This window comes from Paracoccus methylovorus (assembly GCF_016919705.1).
GTDB classification, from domain to species: Bacteria; Pseudomonadota; Alphaproteobacteria; order Rhodobacterales; family Rhodobacteraceae; genus Paracoccus; species Paracoccus methylovorus.
The window spans coordinates 1,089,759-1,107,749 of record NZ_CP070371.1 but is presented as its reverse complement, the minus strand read 5'-3'; the positions used below and the strand labels follow the sequence as shown (position 1 = coordinate 1,107,749).

The window sequence follows — 17,991 nt, the reverse complement described above, 5'->3', positions numbered from 1 at the left end:
GGCAGGAGGGGGAGAGCGACAGAGATGACACAGCGCGAAGAAAGGCTTTCCAGACGATCCATGGCATTCATTCTGGCCGGTGGCCGCGGCACACGCCTGCACGAGCTGACCGACAAGCGGGTAAAACCTGCGGTCTATTTCGGCGGCAAGTCGCGGATCATCGACTTTGCGCTGTCCAACGCGCTGAATTCGGGCATTCGCAAGATGGCGCTGGCCACGCAATACAAGGCACATTCGCTGATCCGGCATGTGCAGCGCGGCTGGAACTTCTTTCGGGCCGAGCGCAACGAGTTCCTTGATATCCTGCCCGCCTCGCAACGCTATGACGAATCGCGGTGGTATCGCGGCACGGCGGATGCGGTGGCGCAGAACATCGACATCATCGACAGTTACGGCGTCGATTATGTGCTGATCCTTGCGGGCGATCATATCTACAAGATGGATTACGAACTGATGATCCGCCACCATGTCGAGGCGGGCGCGGATGTGACCATCGGTTGCCTGACCGTGCCTCGGGCCGAGGCCTCGGCCTTTGGCGTCATGGCGGTGGACGGGCGCGACGTCATCACCAGCTTTCTGGAAAAGCCTGTGGACCCGCCCGGCACGCCGGACGATCCGAATGTGACGCTGGCTTCGATGGGAATTTATGTCTTTCGCTGGGACTTCCTGCGCGACCTGTTGATCCGCGATATGGAGGACGACAATTCCAGCCATGATTTCGGCAACGACCTGATCCCCGACATTGTCAGGAACGGCAAGGCGCAGGCGCATCGTTTTGCCGACAGTTGCGTGCGGTCGCCCAGCGATCCGGTCTATTGGCGCGACGTGGGCACGGTCGATGCCTTTTGGCGGGCCAATATCGACCTGACCGATTTCAACCCCGACCTGAACCTGTGGGACCGTGACTGGCCGATCTGGACCTATTCCGAACTGGTCCCGCCCGCCAAGTTCATCCATGACGAGCCCGACCGGCGCGGCAGCGCCGTCAGCTCGCTGATCTCGGGCGGTTGCATCATCTCGGGCAGTGAGATCCGCGAGTCGCTGTTGTTCACTCAGGTCCACACCAACTCCTATTCCACCCTGGAACGTGCGGTGCTGCTGCCCTATGCCAATGTCGCCCGACACGCGCGTTTGACCAATGTGGTCATTGACCGCGGCGTGCGAATCCCCGAAGGGCTGGTCGTCGGCGAAGATCCACAGGAGGACGCGAAATGGTTTCGCGTCTCGCAAGGCGGCGTCACGCTGATCACGCAGGACATGCTGGATCGAAGGGAAGCGTCTTTATGAGGGTTCTGTCCGTCGCTTCGGAATGCGTGCCGCTGGTCAAGACCGGGGGGCTTGCCGATGTGGCAGGCGCGCTGCCCGCCGCCTTGGCCGGGGATGGGGTCGAGATGCGGGTGCTGCTGCCCGGCTATCGCGCGGTGATGGCGGCGCAGGACAAGGCACCCGTGCTGTGCGATATCCCCGAGCTTTTCGGCGGCCCGGCCCGTATCCTGCAGGGCGTGCTGGGGGATACGACGTTGTATATCCTTGATGCGCCGCATCTGTTCGACCGGCAAGGGGGCATCTACCTAGGCCCCGATGGCCGCGACTGGCCCGACAATCCCCAGCGTTTCGCCGCGCTGTGCAAGGCCGCTGTCCTGATCGCCGCAAAGGGCGTCGGGGGATGGCGGCCGCAGGTGCTGCACCTGCATGACTGGCAGGCGGGGCTGGTGCCGGTTTACCTGCGTCAGTCCGGGGTGCGCGACGTCAAAACACTGCTGACCATTCATAACATCGCCTTTCAGGGCCTTGCGCCCGCGCAAATGCTGTCGTCGCTGCAACTGCCCGCGCAGCTTTTCAACCCGCGCGGTTTTGAATACTGGGGCCGGATTTCGGCACTCAAGGCCGGGATCGTCTTTGCCGACAAGGTTTCGACCGTCAGCCCGACCTATGCCGAGGAACTGATGACCCCCGAATTCGGCATGGGGATGGAGGGCGTGCTGGCCGACCGTGCCGGCGATTTCACCGGCATCCTGAACGGCATTGATCTGGATGTCTGGAAACCGCCCTATGCCGACCCCAAGGACAAGGCACCCTATCGCACCGCACTGCGCGAGGAATTCGGCCTGCCCAAAGCGGACGGTCCGCTTTGCGTGGTCGTCTCGCGCCTGACCGGGCAGAAGGGGCTGGACCTTCTGATCGAGGCGCTGCCGGCGCTCTTGGAAAACGGTGGTCAGCTTGCGGTGCTGGGCTCGGGCGATCCGGGGCTGGAGGCGGCATTTTCCCAAGCTGCCGCCCGCTATTCCGGCGTCGCGCTGCGTCTGGGCTATGACGAGCCGCTGGCGCATCGCATGATCGCGGGCGGTGACGCCATTCTTGTCCCCTCGCGGTTCGAACCCTGCGGCCTGACGCAGCTTTACGGGCTGCGTTTCGGCACCTTGCCGCTGGTCTCGTTGACCGGGGGGCTGGCCGATACGGTCATCAACGCCTCGGCCGCAGGGCTGGCTGCCGGGGTGGCGACGGGGGTGCAGTTCCACCCGGTCAATGCACAGGCGCTGTCGCGGGCATTGACCCGGCTGTGCGGGTTGTGGCGTCAACCGGCGGTCTGGCGGCGCATGATGCGCAATGCGATGACGCATCCGGTGGGCTGGGACGCCTCGGCCCGCGCCTATGCCGACCTGTTCAGGGCGATGACCGCCTGATGACCCGCTTGCACATCTTTGCAGGGCGGGCGGAGCCGCTGGGCGCCACCTTTGACGGCGAGGGCGTGAACTTTGCCGTGTTTTCCGAACATGCCCGACGGGTGACGCTGTGCCTGTTCTCGGCCGATGGCCGGACCGAAACGCACCGGCTGGACCTGCCCGAACGTGACGGGGACGTGTGGCACGGTTATGTTCCCGGCCTGCGCCCCGGCCAGCTTTACGGGTTGCGCGCTGACGGCCCCTATGCACCGGCCGAGGGGCACCGCTTCAATTACCACAAGCTGCTGCTGGACCCCTATGCCAAGCGGCTGACCCGGCATCCGATCTGGCACGATGCGCTGATGGGCTATACTGTCGGCTCGGCCGATGCGGACCTGAGTTTCGACCGCCGCGACAGCGCGCGCTTCATGCCGCGCTGCGTGGTCGAGGACCCTTCTTTCGCCTGGGGCGCCGATCAGCCGCCACGTTGCGACATTGCCGATACCATCATCTACGAGGCGCATGTCAAAGGCCTGACCCAACTGCATCCCGATGTCGGGCATCGCGGCACATTTCTGGGCCTCGCCTCGGACCCGGTACTGGAGCATCTGCAAAAGCTTGGCGTGACCGCGCTGGAGCTTTTGCCGGCACAGGCCTTTCTGAACGACCGCTTTCTGGTCGAAAAGGGGCTGGTGAACTATTGGGGCTACCAGACGCTGGGCTTTTTCGCCCCCGATCCGCGCTATCTGAGCAAGGGCGACATCGCCGAGTTCCAGCACATGGTCGCCCGCATGCATGCCGCCGGCATCGAGGTCATCATGGATGTGGTCTATAACCACAGTTGTGAGGGGAACGAGTTGGGGCCGACGCTGTCCTTTCGCGGCCTCGACAACCGCAGCTATTACCGGCTGCAGGAAAACCCGCGCCATTACGTCAACGATACCGGCACCGGCAATACGCTGAACGTCAATCACCCGATGGTGCTGCGCATGGTCATGGATTCGTTGCGTTATTGGGTCGAGGTGATGCATGTCGATGGTTTCCGCTTTGACCTTTGTGCATCATTGGGGCGCCGGGTCCGGGGCGGCTTTGACCGCAGCGCCTCGTTCTTCGACGCAATCCGGCAGGACCCGGTTCTGACCGGCGTCAAGCTGATCGCCGAGCCGTGGGATATCGGTCCCGGTGGCTATCAGCTTGGTGGGTTTCCGCCGCCTTTCCTTGAATGGAACGACAAGTATCGCGACGGCATCCGCCGGTTCTGGCGTGGCGATGCGCGGCAGGTGCCCGAGCTGGCCGATCGCATGGCGGGCTCGGCGCGGCAGTTCGACCATTCCGGCCGGCCCGCCACCTCGTCGGTGAACTTCCTGACCGCGCATGACGGGTTCACGCTGATGGACGTGGTCAGCTACAACGACAAGCACAACACCGCGAATGGGGAAGAAAACCGCGACGGCCATCCCCAGAACTTCTCGGACAACATGGGCGTCGAGGGGGCAAGCGACGATCCCGCCATCAATGACGCCCGCGCGCGGCGGCGGCGCAACCTGCTGGCGACGCTGCTTTTGTCTCAGGGCACGCCCATGTTGTTGGCCGGAGACGAATTGGGCAATTCGCAATCCGGCAACAACAATGCCTATTGTCAGGACAATGAGACCGGCTGGGTTCAATGGAACGGCGCCGACGCGGCGTTTCTGGATTTCACCCGCAAGCTTGTCGCCTTTCGCCGCGCCCATCCGATCCTGCGGCAGAAACGCTTTCTGCATTCTCGCCCGCGCCTGACGGATGGATTGCCCGACCTGTTCTGGCTGCGACCGGACGGGAAACAGATGGCCTCGGGCGACTGGGGCAATGCCGAATTGCGCGTGCTTTGCGCCGAACTGCGCATGGCCGCCGGCACCCCCGAATACGCGCAGCGCGAAGAAGCGTTGTTTCTGGTCTTCAACAACGGCGATCCGCTGGAGGTCGTGCTGCCTGACCGACCCAAAGGGTGGTGCTGGCGGCTGCATCTGGACACCAGCCGTCCCGGGCTTACCCCCTATGTCGTCGATTCCGACCGCGTTCCGGTGGATGGCCAGTCCGTCCTTGCCTTTGATCTGGAACGCGAGCGTGACTGACCCGCGCCTGATACTGGCCGAGCACATGGGCGTGCTGCGGGGGTTTTACGACCTGACCGGGCAATGGCGCGAAACCTCGGTCGAAAGTGCCGTGGCGTTGCTTGCCGCGATGGGCTACTCTGCGCCCTCGGTGACTGAAGCACAGGCGGCGCTGGACGATTGCGCCGACCACCTGCCGCAGGACGTGATCTGCACAGCCGACACCCGGCCCGAGCTTGTGCTGAACCATTGGCGCCTGACCCATGAGGACGGGGGGGAGGTCGAAGGGCGCGGCCAACTGCCCGAACTGCCGCTGGGCATCCATCACCTGCGCGCGGACGGGCGCGACTATACGCTGCTGGCCGCACCGCCGCGCCTGTCCGAGCCCGCGCGCTGCTGGGGGTTGATTGCGCCCCTTTACGGCCTGTCGGCACAGGGCATCGGCAGCTATGCCGATCTTGCGACGCTGGCCAAAGGCATGGGCGGGCAGGGGGCAGCTTTCCTTGGCATCAACCCGATCCATGCCGGTTTCCCGACCGTGCCGCATCTTTTCAGCCCCTACACGCCCTCGCATCGCCGGCGGCTGAATGTGGCTCACTTGCCCGGAGGTATCGGCACACCCGGCCCCCGCGTCGACTATATCCGCGATATTCCCGCACGCATGTCGGCGCTGCGGGCGGAATACGACGCCTTTCCGGGCGATCCGGGTTTCGACGGCTGGCTGGCTGCCCAAGGCGAAAGTCTGCAACGCTTTGCCCTGCATCAGGCGTTGTCTGCCCGGCACGGTGCCTTTTGGTGCGACTGGCCTGCAACGCTGACCTCGCCCGATACACCCGCCGCCATTGCCGCGCGGGCGGAACTGGCCGGTGAGATGCGTTTTCACGCTTGGTTGCAATGGCGCGCGGAACACGCGCTGGATGCGGCGGGGCAGGCGGCGCGCGATGGGGGCATGGCGTATGGGCTTTATCTGGACCTCGCCGTCGGCACGCATCCCTTTGGGGCCGAGACTTGGGAGGATCGCGCCAGCTTCGCCCTTGGCGCTTCGCTTGGGGCGCCACCCGATGCCTTTTCCCCCGAGGGGCAGAACTGGTCGCTTGCACCCTTCAACCCGCTTGCCCTGCGCGCCACTGCCTATGCGCCGCTGGCCGAAACGTTGCGCCGTCAGTTGCAGTTCGCCGCCGCTTTGCGCATCGACCATATCCTTGGCTTCGAACGTGCCTTCTGGGTGTCTGATTCCGCGCCCGGCGCCTATGTGCGGATGCCACGCGATGCCATGCTGGCCGTGGCCCGGATCGAGGCCGCCCGCGCCGGAAACGCCGTCATTGTCGGCGAGGATCTGGGCAATATTCCCGACGGGCTGCGCGGGGCGCTGGCGCAATCGGGTATCCTCGGTTGCCGTGTCGCCATGTTCGAGCGTGAAAGCTGGCACCCCCCCGCTTTTCGAACCGCCGAAGCCTATGACCGCAGCGCCATCGCCAGCTTTTCGACCCACGACCTGCCGACATGGCGCGGCTGGCGGCAGGGTGCGGACATCAAGGCCCGCGCCGGTATTCTGGGACAGGACGCCTCGCCCCAGTTGACCGAGCGCGCCGAAGAGGTCGCGGCACTGGACCGACTGCTGCCCGATGCCGGTCCCGAGGCGCTGCATGGCTTTCTGGCCCGCACGCCGTCGCGTCTGGTGGCGGTGCAGGCCGAACTGATGCTTGACATGACCGACCAGCCGAACCTGCCTGGAACTGTCGGCGAATATCCGAACTGGCAATTGCGCCTGCCGGTGGCGGCCGGGGATTTCCCGGCATTGCCCTTGGTCGCGCGGACTGCCAGCATCATGCGCGACAATGAACGTTAAGGAGAGGTCGATGACCGTTCACACCGTCCCGACACAGCCCATCGAGGGGCAAAAGCCCGGCACCTCGGGCCTGCGCAAGAAGACTCCGGTCTTCATGCAGCCGCATTATCTGGAAAACTTCGTGCAGGCGATCTGGAACGGCACTGGCGGGGCAGAGGGCAAGACCTATGTGCTGGGTGGTGACGGGCGATATTTCGGCGATCGCGCGGCACAGGTCATCTTGCGCATGGCGGCGGCGAGCGGTGCGAAAAAGGTGATCGTCGGCCAGAATGCGCTGCTTTCCACCCCCGCCGCATCGCATCTGATCCGGCTGCGCAAGGCGGATGGCGGCATCATCATGTCGGCAAGCCATAACCCCGGCGGCCCGACCGAGGATTTCGGTGTCAAATACAACGTGGCCAACGGTGGTCCCGCCCCCGAGCCGGTGACCGAAAAGATATTCGAGGCGACCAGAACCCTGACCGAATACCGCATTCTCGATGCGCAGGACGTGGATCTGTCGGTGCTGGGTGCCAAGCGCCTTGGTGAGATGGAGATCGAGGTCGTCGATCCGGTTTCCGACTATCAGGCGCTGATGGAGCAGATCTTCGATTTCGGAAAGATCCGCGCGCTGTTCGCCTCGGGCTTTCGCATTCGCTTCGATGCCATGCATGCGGTGACCGGCCCCTATGCCAAGGCGATTCTGGAAGGGGCATTGGGCGCCCCGGCGGGCTCGGTGGTCAATGCCGTTCCCAGCCCCGATTTCGGCGGTGGCCATCCCGATCCGAACCCGATCTGGGCCAAGGAGCTGATGCAGGCGATGTTCGGCCCGGATGCGCCGGATTTTGGTGCAGCTTCGGACGGCGACGGGGATCGCAATATGATCGTCGGCCGCAACGCCTATGTCACGCCCTCGGACAGCCTTGCGGTGCTGGCGGCGAATGCGACGCTGGTCCCGGCCTATGCAGCGGGGCTGAAGGGGGTGGCGCGGTCCATGCCGACCTCTCGCGCGCTGGATCGGGTGGCGGAAAGCCTGGGGATCGCCTGCTACGAGACGCCGACGGGTTGGAAATTCTTTGGCAACCTGCTGGACGCTGGCCGCGCAACGCTTTGCGGCGAGGAAAGCGCCGGCACCGGCTCGGACCATGTGCGGGAAAAGGACGGGCTTTGGGCAGTGCTGTTCTGGCTGAATGTTCTGGCCGAACGCCGGCAGTCCGTGGCCGAGATCATGGCCGATCACTGGGCGAAATATGGCCGCAATTATTACTCGCGTCACGATTATGAAGCGGTGGATGCGGCGGCTGCCGGCGAGTTGATGGAGGCGTTGCGCGCAGCGTTAACCAGTCTGCCCGGCCAGACCATTGCGGGGCTGCGGATCGAGGCCGCCGACGAGTTTGCCTATGACGATCCGGTCGATGGCTCGCGCAGCGAACATCAAGGCTTGCGCATCATGACCGAAGGCGGCGGGCGGATCGTGCTGCGTCTGTCGGGCACCGGGACCGAGGGTGCGACGCTGCGGCTTTATCTGGAGCGGGTCGAAACCGACCCCGCCCGGATGCAGGACGACCCGCAAAAGGCGCTGGCCCCGATCATCGCCGCGGCCGACGAGATCGCCGGGATCGGTGCCCGCACAGGCCGCACTGCGCCCGACGTCATCACCTGAGCTACCGCGACCATCCCGGCACAGGTCCGGCCCCAAAGGGGGGCTGGCCTAGCCGGCGGTCAGTTCGTCCCAGCAAGCCAGCGCGTGACCCGCATACATCATGCCCGGTCCGCCGCTCATCTGGATTGCCATGGCCAGAACGTCGCCCAGTTCCTCGCGCGTCGCGCCGGCCTTCATCAGTGCCTCGACGTGAAAGAGGATGCAGGGTTCGCAACGCTGCACGATGGCCATGCCAAGGGCGATGAGCTCCTTGGTCTTGACGTCCAGAACGCCGCTGTCATGCACGGCCTTTGACAGTGTGCCGAACCCCTTTGCAGCCTCAGGGATGGTCTTGTTCATCACCCGCAGTTCACTGCGCATTCCGTCGATCTTGGCCTTGTAGCTCATGATGTGCTCTCCTTCTTGGCGGGCATGTCCTAGCCCGATGCCGAAGGGTCCGGCTTGATTCAGGTCAAGTTACTTACGAATTTTCGCATATTTGATGTAAAGATCAGACGCGCCGTCCGCGCACCCATGTTTCCCGCATGACCGGCGTGTCGCCCAGCATGGAAAAGCGGATCAGGTCGGCGCGCAGCCCCGGTGCAAGCCGCCCGCGATCGTCCAGTCCCGCCGCCTTTGCCGGATTTGCTGTCACGGTTGCGATGGCTCGCGGCAGGTCGTCCCAGATGCGCGCCAGAATCAGCGCGCCAGCCAGCAGCGCCGCAGGGACATAATCCGACGAAAGAATGTCCAGATGCCCGTTCTGCGCCAGTTCTGCCGCCCGGACATTGCCCGAATGCGAACCGCCCCGGATCAGATTCGGCGCCCCCATCATCACCATGATGCCATGTTCGTGGCAGGCGGCCGCCGCCTCGGCGGTGGTCGGGAACTCGGCCAGCCGCACGCCGTGGCCGGCTGATTGTGCGACATGCACGGCGGTGGTGTCGTCATGGCTGGCCAGCACCGCGCCCAGACGATGGGCGATTTCGACAGCGGCGGCCTCGTGCCGGTCGCCAAAACGCGCGCGCAGATCCTTGAGCCGTGCGACATGCTGGGCGAATTCCGTGTCCGAAAGCTTGTATTTCCCCTGCACATATTGCGCGAGCTTCGAGATGTCGCGGAACTGGCGCTGGCCCGGAGTGTGGTCCATCAAGCTGATGATGCCGACCCGGTCCCCGGAGCCGAACTCGTCCAGCTCGGCCAGCAGGGTTTGCGAACAGATTTCAGCCCGCAGATGCAGGAAGTGACTGATACGCAGGACACCCTGCGCCCTTAGTGCGGCCAGTTCATGGGCGAGTTCCCGGGCGTATTTGTCATAATCCTTGTCGGGTCCCTCATTCGGGATCGAGCCCACGCGCATGGCATCGAAGACCGTGGTGATGCCGCAGCCGGCAAGTTCGGCGTCATGGGCCAGGATGGCGCTGGGATGAGGCCAGTCCACGCCGGGACGCGGGCGGATATGGCGTTCGAGATTGTCGGTATGGAGTTCCACCATGCCCGGGGCGAGGTAATCGCCCTGCATGTCAGCCGCGCCTTTGGGCACCGCGGTGCCAGAATGGATCGCCGTTATAACGCCGTCCTGAAGCTCCAAGGCGCCTGCGGTCATGGTCTCTGGCAGGATCAGGCGGGCATTGGCAAGGACGGTGCGGGTCATGATGTTGTTGGGCTTTCGTGCTGGTTAGGGAGTGGCGGTCTGCAGCGTGTGGGCGCTGGGACAAAAGGGGGCGCTGCCCCCACGCCGGGCGGGCCCGGCGTTCCCCCGGGGTATTTGGGCAACGGAGAAATCGAAGAGGCGGGGGCTTAGCGGCAGAGCGTGGCCACCCAATCCGGCACCACCTTGGTCGCCTTGCCGATGCGTCGGTCGGTGAAGTCGCGGCTGACGGCGGATGACGCCAGGTTCAGTTCAATAGTATCGACCCCGTTACGACGCGCGTATTGCGCCATTCCCGCAGCCGGATAGACCATGCCGGACGTGCCGATGGCGGCGAACAGGTCGGCGCTCTGGACGGCTTCCCAGATACGGTCCATGTGATAGGGGATCTCGCCGAACCAGACGATGTCGGGTCGTGTCAGGGGCTTGCCACAGGCTGGGCAGGGGTCCAGCGCGCGCATCACCAGCACCGCAGGCCAGCGGTGCCCGCAACCCGCGCAGAGCGCGCCGAGCAGGCTGCCGTGCATATGGATCACCTCGGGCGAGCCGCCACGTTCATGCAGGTCGTCGACGTTTTGCGTAACCAGCGTCACCTGATGATGCTGCGCCAGTTGCGCGAGCGCCCGATGCGCCGCATTGGGTTGCGCGCGCGCGGCATCGGCGCGGCGTTGGTTGTAGAAGCGATGCACCAACGCCGGATCGCGCTGAAAGCCCTGGGGGGTGGCGACATCCTCGATGCGATGTTCTTCCCACAGGCCGTCGGTGGCGCGGAAGGTTCGGATTCCGCTTTCGGCCGAGATGCCGGCCCCCGTCAGCACGGTGATGCGCATCCCTGCCTCAGCGCGCGCAGTAGGCCTCGGCCGCGGCGGCGAAGTTCTTGTAGCGCGCCCAGAAGGCGTTGTCGGCGTCGCTTTTGGACATGCGCACCTCTTGCGCCTTGTCCGCGTCGCGGAAGAAGCGCGCGGCGCGGCGCTGGTCCGAACGCGACAGCGTCTGGTCGGCCACCTGCTGGATGCAGCGGCAGGCCTGGCCATTGCGTGCGGCGCGGTCAGAGCGCGCACATGCGGAATCGATCGGGCCTGCCACGGCAAGCGGCGCAGTCAGCACCACCGCGGCGGCGGCGATCATCAGTCGGTTAAGCATCTCTGTCTCCTCGGCTCCTGCCACGGCGCTGGGGCTGGGCACCCTCTTTCAGCCGCGCATCTTATCCGGCAAAGCTTAACAGAAGCAGGCTCTCGGCTCAATCGCGCGACCGTGACCACCCATGGCGGGTCCGGTTCTGCCCACCCCCAATATATGTGAGAGGCGGGTGAGACAAAGGCTCAGGCCGGTTGGGGCGTGTAACCGGCTTCGCGAATCACCTCGGCCGCGCGGTTGGGGTCCAACCCCTCGACCGTGACGCTGCGGTCGGTCAGATCGGTGACAGCCTTGCCGCCGGCCTCGGCCACCGCTTTTTCGATGGCGGCGGTGCAATGGCCGCAGCTCATGTCCTCGACGCGGAATTTCATCGGTACATCCTTTCGTTTGCCCTGAAAGCTGCCTATGATTGCGTCGACGCGCCGCAGGCGCAACTCCCCCACATGAGGCTGCGACCTATGGTCACTGAAAACTTTCGTGGCGCAATTCTGATGGTCGTGTCGATGGTGTTGTTCGCCTTCGAGGATGTGTTCATCAAGCTGCTTTCGGCCGAGCTGCCCTATTCGCAGGTGCTGGGCCTGATCGGGTTGCTGGGATTTCTTGTCTTCGGGACCATGCTGAAGCTGAGAGGGGGGCGGCTTTTTACCCGCGACCTGCTTACGCCCATCGTGCTGTTTCGCAGCCTTGCCGAGGCGGTCGGCTCGATCGGAATGGTCGTGGCGCTGGCGCTGTCCGACCTGTCCTCGACCTCGGCGATCATGCAGGCGCTGCCACTGGCCATCGTTCTGGGGGCGGCGGTGTTTCTGGGCGAGCCGGTGGGCTGGAGGCGCTGGAGTGCGATCATCGCCGGCTTTTTCGGGGTCCTGCTGGTGATCCGGCCGGGGCTTGCGGGTTTCCAGCCGGTTTCGCTGATGGCCCTGTTGTCGGTGCTGGCGCTTGCCGTGCGCGACATCATCACCCGCCGCGTTCCGGTCCATGTCAGGTCCGATCAGTTGGCGGCTTCGGCCTTTTTCGCCATTCTGATTGCCTCGGTGCTCATGGGGCTCACGCTTGGGCAGGAGGTCGTCATGCCCAGCCCCCGCCAATCGCTGCTGTTTCTGGTCTGCATTGGCGTCGGCGTGGGCGGCTATGCGTTGCTGGTCACCGCGACCCGTGTGGGCGAGGCATCTGCACTGGCGCCCTATCGCTACGCGCGCCTTGTCTTTGCCCTGATCCTCGCCTTTCTCGTCTTTGACGAGCGGCCGGATGCGATGACCATGCTGGGTGCGGCGATCATCGTGACCTCTGGTTGCTATACCATGTGGCGCGAAGCCGTGTTGCGCCGCCGCCGGTTGCGCGAGGCCGGATTTGCCGCTGGCTGCTGAACCCCCTTTCCGCAACGCCAAAGCCCTTGTATAGCCCGGCCATGACCGACCTTGACCTCATCCGCAATTTCTCGATCGTGGCCCATATCGACCACGGAAAATCCACCTTGGCCGACCGGCTGATTCAGCTGACGGGGACGGTCGCCGCACGGGACATGAAAGCCCAGATGCTCGATAGCATGGATATCGAGCGGGAACGCGGCATCACCATCAAGGCCAACACCGTGCGCATCGAATATCCGGCGCGCAACGGGCAGACCTATGTGCTGAACCTGATCGACACCCCCGGTCACGTCGATTTCGCCTATGAGGTCAGCCGGAGCATGCGCGCGGTCGAGGGCTCGTTGCTGGTCGTGGACGCAACGCAAGGGGTCGAGGCGCAGACGCTGGCCAACGTCTATCAGGCCATCGACGCTGGGCACGAGATCGTGCCGGTGCTGAACAAGATTGACCTGCCGGCCGCCGAACCCGACCGCGTCAAGGAACAGATCGAGGACGTGATCGGCATCGACGCCCAGGACGCCATCGAGATCTCGGCCAAGACAGGGTTGGGCATCCCCGATGTGCTTGAGGCCATCGTCAACCGCCTGCCGGCGCCCAAGGGCGATCGGGACGCGCCGCTCAAGGCCATGCTGGTCGACAGTTGGTATGACGCCTATCTGGGCGTCGTCGTCATGATCCGGGTCATGGATGGGATGATTCGCAAGGGCGACCGCATCCGCATGATGCAGACCAAGGCCGTCTATGGCATCGACAAGCTGGCAGTGCTGCGTCCGCAGATGCAGGATATCGCCGAACTGGGCCCGGGCGAGATCGGCGTATTCACCGCCTCGATCAAGCAGGTGCGCGACACCCGCGTCGGCGACACCATCACGCATGAGCGCAAGGGTTGCGAAGCGCCGCTGCCGGGCTTCAAACCGGCGCAGCCGGTGGTGTTCTGCGGCTTGTTCCCCGTGGACGCCAACGACTTTGAGGCTTTGCGCGACGCCATCGAGAAGCTGGCCCTGAACGATGCGAGCTTCAGCTATGAGATGGAGACTTCGGCCGCGCTAGGCTTCGGCTTCCGCTGCGGTTTCCTGGGGCTTTTGCACCTTGAGGTGATTCGCGACCGGCTGGAACGCGAATACGACCTTGACCTGATCACCACGGCGCCCTCGGTGGTGTTCCGGCTGCACATGAGGGACGGTGAGGTGCGCGAGTTGCACAATCCCGCCGACATGCCCGACCTGACCCATGTCGATCACATCGAAGAGCCGCGTATCAAGGCCACCATCATGGTGCCCGACGAATATCTGGGCGATGTGTTGAAGCTTTGCCAGGATCGCCGGGGCATTCAGCTGGATCTGACCTATGCGGGCAACCGGGCGATGGTTGTCTATGACCTGCCGCTGGCCGAGGTCGTTTTCGATTTCTACGACCGCCTGAAATCCGTGACCAAGGGTTATGCCAGCTTCGATTACCAGATTTCCGAATATCGCGAGGATTATCTGGTCAAGATGTCGATCCTCGTGAACGACGAGCCGGTGGATGCCCTGTCGATCATGGTTCACCGCGACCGTGCGGAAAGCCGTGGCCGGGCGATGGTGGAAAAGCTGAAAGAGCTGATCCCGCGTCACATGTTCAAGATCCCGATTCAGGCGGCCATCGGCAGCAGGGTGATCGCGCGCGAGACGCTTTCGGCGATGCGCAAGGACGTGACCGCCAAGTGCTATGGCGGCGATGCGACCCGGAAAAAGAAGCTGCTGGAAAAGCAGAAGGCCGGGAAGAAGAAGATGCGGCAGTTCGGCAAGGTCGAAATCCCGCAGACCGCGTTCATTCAGGCGCTGAAGATGGATAGCTGATGAATTTCCGGATTGTGGCTGCGCAGGTGTCGCGCCGCATCCGGGGATTGTCTTTGCCTCTTGCCCGGACGGATCATGCCCTGAACTGAACGTGCTGCTCTTGCTGTCAGCAGGGCAGATCCGGTTTTCATACCGTGTTGCTGATACTTCAGATTGGACCGTTCAGGATATCGAGCAGGTCTGATTGAAAACACCATTTCCCTCTCCTATGACTGGGCCGTCGTCCGCGTGACCGGTGATGGCGGCGATCAATCCAGCAGGGTGGGGCAAAATGAACTATACGGACACGCAGCTTTTGATCGACGGCAACTGGCGGCCAGCGCAAGATGGGCGCAGCCTGCCGGTGCTGAACCCCGCGACCGGTGCCGAGATCGGCCGCGTCGCCCACGCCGGCATCGCCGATCTGGACGGGGCGTTGGCCGCCGCCGATCGCGCTTTTGCGCAATGGAAGCGCAGTTCACCGCTGCTGCGCTCTGACCTGATGCGCAAGGCGGCGGCGCTGTTGCGCGAACGCGCCGAGGGCATCGCCGCGCTGATGGTGGCCGAACAGGGCAAACCCTTGGCCCAAGCGCGGATCGAGACACTGGCCGGGGTCGAGGTGATCGAATGGTTCGCCGAAGAGGCTCGGCGCACCTATGGCCAAGTCATCCCTGCCCGAGTGCCCGGCGTGACCCAACTGACGGTCAAAGAGCCGCTGGGGCCGGTCGCGGCCTTCACGCCATGGAATTTCCCGATCAATCAGGCGGTTCGCAAGGTTTCCGCCGCGCTGGCGGCGGGTTGCACCATCATCGTCAAGGCACCCGAAGAAACACCTGCCTCGCCCGCGGAAATGATACGCTGCTTCGTCGATGCCGGTGTGCCGGCCGGGGTGGTCAATCTGGTCTATGGCGATCCGGCCGAGATCTCATCCTATCTGATCCCGCATCCGGTGATCCGCAAGGTTTCCTTTACCGGCTCGACCCCGGTGGGCAAGCAACTTGCGGCGATGGCCGGGCTGCATATGAAACCCGCGACCATGGAACTGGGCGGTCATGCGCCCGTGCTGGTGTTCGACGATGCCGATGTGGATGCGGCGGTATCGGCGATGGCGGCCTCCAAACTGCGCAATGCCGGGCAGGTCTGCATCTCGCCCACGCGGTTTTTGGTGCAGGATGCGGTGGCGGAACGCTTTACCGCCGGGTTCACCGCCGCGATGGCGGGGGCCAGGGTGGGGCCGGGCACGGACCCTGACAGCACCATGGGGCCGCTGGCCAACGAACGCCGCATTCCCGCCATCGAGCGGCTGATCCGCGATGCGCTGGATCGCGGCGCGCGGCTGGTAACCGGCGGTGAACGTCTGGGCAATGAGGGCTGGTTCTTTGCCCCGACCGTGCTGGCCGACGTGCCCACCGATGCCGCCGTGATGAACGAAGAGCCCTTTGGTCCCATCGCGATCATCAACCGTTTTTCCAGCGATGATGACGCTTTTGCCGAGGCGAACCGCCTGCCTTACGGACTGGCTGCCTATGCCTGGACGCAAAGCTCGGCCCGTGTGCAGCGGTTGCAGGACGAGATTCAGGCCGGCATGCTGACGATCAACCACATCGGTCTGTCGTTGGCTGAATTGCCTTTTGGCGGCATCGGCGATTCCGGCATGGGAACCGAGGGCGGATCCGAGGCGATCGGCGCCTATCTGCAAACCCGCCTTGTCACCCGCAAAGGATAAGGCGGGCGCGGGCTAAAGATAGGGTGGGGTGCAGGCGCTGACCACCACTGCCTCGCGATCTGAAATGTTTCGGAAGCGATGCGGTTGGTGCGAGGCGAAAAGATAGCTGTCGCCCGCCTTCAGCACCCGGCGTTGCCTGCCCACCGTCAGTTCGATCTCTCCGGCGATGACGATGCCACCCTCGCTGCCGTGATGGGCCAGCATGGTCTCGCCGGTGTCGGCGCCGGGTTCATGGCGTTCGTGCAGGATCTGCAGGTTGTGCAGCCGGGCGTCGCCGACCTGGCGCAGGGTCATGCGCCCGGCCGATCCTTGCGCGGACGCTCCATCGTGCCGGACCGCCTGCCGGGCGCGGACGCATCGGGCTATGCCGGGCTTGAGGACGGTGTGGATTACCACTGGTGGTGGGATCTGATGAAGGCCGCTGGCCTGCTGCTCCGCGCCTCCGGCAGGTCCGAGGTGCTGAGGTCTCCTAGTCACCTGAATCTAAATTTCGGCACATAGATTTTGCTGTGTTTTCTGGCAGAAGCGTTTGACCGACGCGAGGATTTCGTCGGCGGATTTGACCCATCGGTAGGGCTTGGGGTTCTCGTTGTGCGCGTCGATGAATGCGACAATGTCCGCCTCGAGGTCGGCGGTGGAGCGGTGGACGCCCCGTTGCAGTTGCTTGCGCGTCAGTTCTGCGAACCAGCGCTCCACCTGGTTGATCCAACTGGCTGAGGTGGGTGTGAAATGCACATGCCAATGCGGGCGCCGGGCGAGCCAGGCCTTGATCTTGGGTGTCTTGTGGGTGGCGTAGTTGTCCATCACCAGATGCACGTCCCGTCCTTGCGGCAAGGTTGCATCGATCCGCTTCAGGAAGTCGAGGAACGCGGTCGCCCGGTGCCGCTTGTAGCATTTGCCGATCACCGCCCCTGTGGCGATATCGAGTGCTGCAAACAGCGAGGTCGTACCGTGGCGGATATAGCTGTGGGTTCTCCGCTCGGCGACACCCGGCGCCATCGGCAACACCGGCTGTTCCCGATCCAGCGCCTGAATCTGGGATTTTTCGTCCACGCACAGCACGATGGCCCGGTTCGGTGGGGCCATGTAAAGGCCGACGATATCCTGCACCTTGTCGACGAACAGCGGATCGGTCGAGAGCTTGAACGTCTCGCTGCGATGCGGTTGCAGGCCGAAGGCGGCCCAGATCCGGCGGATGGTGGTATGCGACAGGCCCGTCGCCACAGCCATCGAGCGGATCGACCAATGGGTGGCGTCCTTCGGCGTGGTGTTCAGTGTCCGCTCGATCACCTCGGCTACCTGATCGTCCGACACCGTGCGGGGCCGACCAGGACGATATTCGTCGGTCAGCCCCTCGATCCGGTCCCTGACGGACCGTCTGCGCCACTTGCCGACAGTATGCTCATGCACTCCGAGCCGCGCGCCGACCTCCTTGCTTTGCAGCCCTTCCGCACAGAGCAGGATTATCCGGCACCGGTCCGACAGCGAACGCGCCGCCTTGTGCCGTCGAACCTGAGCCTCCAGAAACCCGCGCTCCGCGGCGCTCAGAACCACCTCGTCCGCCACCCGGCCTACCATAGCATCCTCCGAAACCGCTCGGATCAATGATACGGACTACAGTTCCGGGGGAATAGAAGGCTGTTGCGGAAGTTGCTGGCAGATCAGCCGTGCGACCGTGCGCGCGCATTTGGAAAAGCTGCGATCAGAGGGAGAAATTGCCGGGTTTACGGTGCTCACCCGGTCGGATGTCTCCGATGCCCCGGTAAGGGGGCTGATGATGATCGGGATCGAGGGCAGGGGAGGTGACCGCATTGCCGGGCGGGTGACCGGCATCACCGCGGTGACGGCAGTTCATTCCACGAACGGAAAGTGGGATATGATCGTTGAGTTGTCGACGGATACGCTTGCGGACCTCGATGAGGTCATCCGGCGTATAAGAAACCTCGACGGTGTGATGATTTCCGAAACGAACCTGATTCTCTCGACACGTCGGGCGTCCGGCAGCCCAACCCGGCCCGTTCGTGGGTTCTAGCCGAACCGACCAGATGAGTTCCGCGCGACCTCCCA

At 64.1% G+C, this 17,991-nt stretch carries 16 protein-coding genes and 1 pseudogene; 10 read left to right on the top strand and 7 right to left on the bottom strand.

The genetic code is table 11. The annotated features are described in order from the left end of the window. The first annotated feature begins 24 nt into the window (after positions 1-24). The 5 genes from glgC to JWJ88_RS18660 are packed head-to-tail and all read left to right on the top strand — an operon-like array spanning position 25 to position 8,247. The gene (glgC, locus tag JWJ88_RS18680; protein ID WP_205295932.1) at positions 25-1,287 is read left to right on the top strand and encodes a glucose-1-phosphate adenylyltransferase; all 1,263 of its coding nucleotides are present in this window, start codon (positions 25-27) and stop codon (positions 1,285-1,287) included. Further along, positions 1,284-2,684, top strand: a complete 1,401-nt coding sequence (gene glgA, locus JWJ88_RS18675) for a glycogen synthase GlgA (RefSeq protein WP_205295931.1) — start codon at positions 1,284-1,286, stop codon at positions 2,682-2,684. Before glgC ends, glgA begins: the two co-directional genes overlap by 4 nt. Then, positions 2,684-4,777, top strand: coding sequence for a glycogen debranching protein GlgX (glgX, locus tag JWJ88_RS18670; protein WP_205295930.1), 2,094 nt, complete (start codon positions 2,684-2,686; stop codon positions 4,775-4,777). The genes glgA and glgX overlap by 1 nt, the downstream gene beginning before the upstream one ends. After that, a complete protein-coding gene (locus tag JWJ88_RS18665) occupies positions 4,770-6,605 on the top strand; it encodes a 4-alpha-glucanotransferase (protein WP_240200292.1) in 1,836 nt (611 codons plus the stop codon). Before glgX ends, JWJ88_RS18665 begins: the two co-directional genes overlap by 8 nt. Positions 6,606-6,615: 10 nt before the next feature. Further along, positions 6,616-8,247: an alpha-D-glucose phosphate-specific phosphoglucomutase gene (locus JWJ88_RS18660; RefSeq protein WP_205295929.1), complete on the top strand. Its 1,632-nt coding sequence runs from the start codon at positions 6,616-6,618 to the stop codon at positions 8,245-8,247. 48 nt (positions 8,248-8,295) lie between these two features. Here the strand turns inward: JWJ88_RS18660 and JWJ88_RS18655 are convergent, their stop codons facing one another. From JWJ88_RS18655 to JWJ88_RS18635, 5 genes are all read right to left on the bottom strand, one after another. Continuing rightward, positions 8,296-8,634, bottom strand: coding sequence for a carboxymuconolactone decarboxylase family protein (locus JWJ88_RS18655; RefSeq protein ID WP_205295928.1), 339 nt, complete (start codon positions 8,632-8,634; stop codon positions 8,296-8,298). Between the two features lie 103 nt (positions 8,635-8,737). After that, positions 8,738-9,880 carry an alpha-D-ribose 1-methylphosphonate 5-triphosphate diphosphatase gene (locus JWJ88_RS18650; protein ID WP_205295927.1) on the bottom strand — a complete coding sequence of 381 codons (1,143 nt, stop codon included), beginning with the start codon at positions 9,878-9,880 and terminating at the stop codon, positions 8,738-8,740. Positions 9,881-10,026: 146 nt separating this feature from the next. After that, positions 10,027-10,707, bottom strand: coding sequence for an NAD-dependent deacylase (locus JWJ88_RS18645; protein ID WP_205295926.1), 681 nt, complete (start codon positions 10,705-10,707; stop codon positions 10,027-10,029). Between the two features lie 7 nt (positions 10,708-10,714). Continuing rightward, on the bottom strand, positions 10,715-11,020 hold the full coding sequence (locus JWJ88_RS18640) for a hypothetical protein (protein WP_205295925.1): 306 nt from the start codon (positions 11,018-11,020) through the stop codon (positions 10,715-10,717). Positions 11,021-11,199: 179 nt separating this feature from the next. After that, complete coding sequence (locus JWJ88_RS18635) at positions 11,200-11,385, bottom strand: heavy-metal-associated domain-containing protein (RefSeq protein WP_205295924.1); 186 nt, start codon at positions 11,383-11,385, stop codon at positions 11,200-11,202. Between the two features lie 87 nt (positions 11,386-11,472). Here JWJ88_RS18635 and JWJ88_RS18630 point away from each other — a divergent pair, with 87 nt between their 5' ends. The 3 genes from JWJ88_RS18630 (at position 11,473) to JWJ88_RS18620 (ending at position 15,924) form a co-directional block, all read left to right on the top strand. Next, on the top strand, positions 11,473-12,378 hold the full coding sequence (locus tag JWJ88_RS18630) for a DMT family transporter (protein WP_205295923.1): 906 nt from the start codon (positions 11,473-11,475) through the stop codon (positions 12,376-12,378). Positions 12,379-12,419: 41 nt separating this feature from the next. Next, a complete protein-coding gene (gene lepA, locus JWJ88_RS18625; protein WP_205295922.1) occupies positions 12,420-14,219 on the top strand; it encodes a translation elongation factor 4 in 1,800 nt (599 codons plus the stop codon). Positions 14,220-14,490: 271 nt separating this feature from the next. After that, the gene (locus JWJ88_RS18620) at positions 14,491-15,924 is read left to right on the top strand and encodes an NAD-dependent succinate-semialdehyde dehydrogenase (RefSeq protein ID WP_205295921.1); all 1,434 of its coding nucleotides are present in this window, start codon (positions 14,491-14,493) and stop codon (positions 15,922-15,924) included. A gap of 12 nt (positions 15,925-15,936) precedes the next feature. On the opposite strand, the gene JWJ88_RS18615 is transcribed toward JWJ88_RS18620, so the two are convergent. After that, entirely contained in the window at positions 15,937-16,218 is a 282-nt protein-coding gene (locus JWJ88_RS18615) for a cupin domain-containing protein (RefSeq protein WP_240200291.1), read from the bottom strand. Positions 16,219-16,239: 21 nt separating this feature from the next. Here JWJ88_RS18615 and JWJ88_RS22305 point away from each other — a divergent pair. Continuing rightward, a pseudogene (locus JWJ88_RS22305) lies at positions 16,240-16,353 on the top strand (TrbI/VirB10 family protein); the annotation flags it as partial. Positions 16,354-16,407: 54 nt separating this feature from the next. Here the strand turns inward: JWJ88_RS22305 and JWJ88_RS18605 are convergent. Then, positions 16,408-17,502 carry an IS630 family transposase gene (locus JWJ88_RS18605; protein WP_205294258.1) on the bottom strand — a complete coding sequence of 365 codons (1,095 nt, stop codon included), beginning with the start codon at positions 17,500-17,502 and terminating at the stop codon, positions 16,408-16,410. Positions 17,503-17,701: 199 nt separating this feature from the next. Between JWJ88_RS18605 and JWJ88_RS21895 the strand changes: the two genes are divergently transcribed. Beyond that, on the top strand, positions 17,702-17,956 hold the full coding sequence (locus JWJ88_RS21895) for an Lrp/AsnC ligand binding domain-containing protein (protein WP_240200290.1): 255 nt from the start codon (positions 17,702-17,704) through the stop codon (positions 17,954-17,956). Positions 17,957-17,991 lie beyond the last annotated feature (35 nt).